Raw genomic sequence first — 1,163 nt, 5'->3', positions numbered from 1 at the left:
CTTGTTTTAGAATGACCCCAGCTCTCACACAGTTTGCGGGGGTTGCCGGCCGGGCAGATCAACCCGGTCGGCAGCGGGGGACGGATCGATCTGGAGATGGTCGAATTGGGCCGATCAGAAGTGGGATCACCCCTGCAGTTTCGCACGTCCTGAACGGATACCTGGGGAAGGTCACCGCACCTTGCCCCGCATAACAAGATAAGGAAGACGAAGTTGAACGATACGGTAGGGATCGACATTTCGAAGGCAACACTCGACGCATTCCGTGTGTCGGACGGGCGGCGAGAGCAGTTTTACAACGATGCCGCCGGTCTCAAGAAGCTGAAGAAGTGGCTTGGAAAAACACCTGTCCGGGTGATTTACGAGCCGACTGGTCCCTACCATCGGGACCTTGAACAAGCCTTGGCATCCACAAGCCATGGCCTGGTGAAAGTGAACCCCACGCGGGCACGTCGGTTTGCGCAGGCGACCGGCCAAACCGCCAAAACCGATAGGGTTGATGCCGAGCTCCTCGCGCGGATGGGTGCAGTGCTGAACCTCGAAGCAAGCCCGGCCCGGTCGGAGACCCTCATGGAAATCAAGGAGCTGCACGTTGCACGTGTCGGCCTGATCAAGGATCGGACAGCGTGCCGGAACCGGTTAGGCACGGCTCGATGCAAGGTGATCATCTCGCAGCTGAACGCGCGCTACCGCCAGATCAAGGCACAGATCGCCCAGATCGATGCAGAACTGGTGCGCTACGTCAAAGCCGATCCAGAGCTTGCGCGCCGTTACGAGATCCTTCTTTCCATTCCCGGGATCGGCCAGGTCGCAGCCATCGCGCTGATCGTCGAGATGCCTGAACTTGGCAGCATGAACGCCAAGGAGGTCGCCAGCCTTGCGGGACTAGCCCCGATCACCCGGCAGTCCGGAATGTGGAAAGGCAAGGCCCGGATCAGCGGTGGTCGTCAAACAATCCGCACGATGCTGTTCATGCCTGCGCTGATCGCGACCAGGTTCAATGCGCCGTTGCGCCAGATCCACGAAGCCCTCATCGGCGCCGGAAAGCCTTGGAAGGTCTCGATAACCGCGGTGATGCGCAAGCTCGTCATCCTTGCCAACGCGCTTGTGCGCGACGACCGCATCTGGGCTGAAGCTCGTGCTTGAACATAACGGATACTTCT

General features: G+C 59.7%; 1 protein-coding gene. It reads left to right on the top strand.

Features of this window, described 5'->3' with window-relative positions; all coding sequences use genetic code 11:
- Positions 1–213: 213 nt before the first annotated feature.
- Complete coding sequence (locus EV657_RS21390) at positions 214–1,146, top strand: IS110 family transposase (protein WP_134079881.1); 933 nt, start codon at positions 214–216, stop codon at positions 1,144–1,146.
- The last annotated feature ends 17 nt before the right edge of the window (positions 1,147–1,163 follow it).

The organism is Rhodovulum visakhapatnamense (assembly GCF_004365965.1).
Taxonomy (GTDB): Bacteria; Pseudomonadota; Alphaproteobacteria; order Rhodobacterales; family Rhodobacteraceae; genus Rhodovulum; species Rhodovulum visakhapatnamense.
This window is presented reverse-complemented; position numbering and strand designations above follow the sequence as displayed.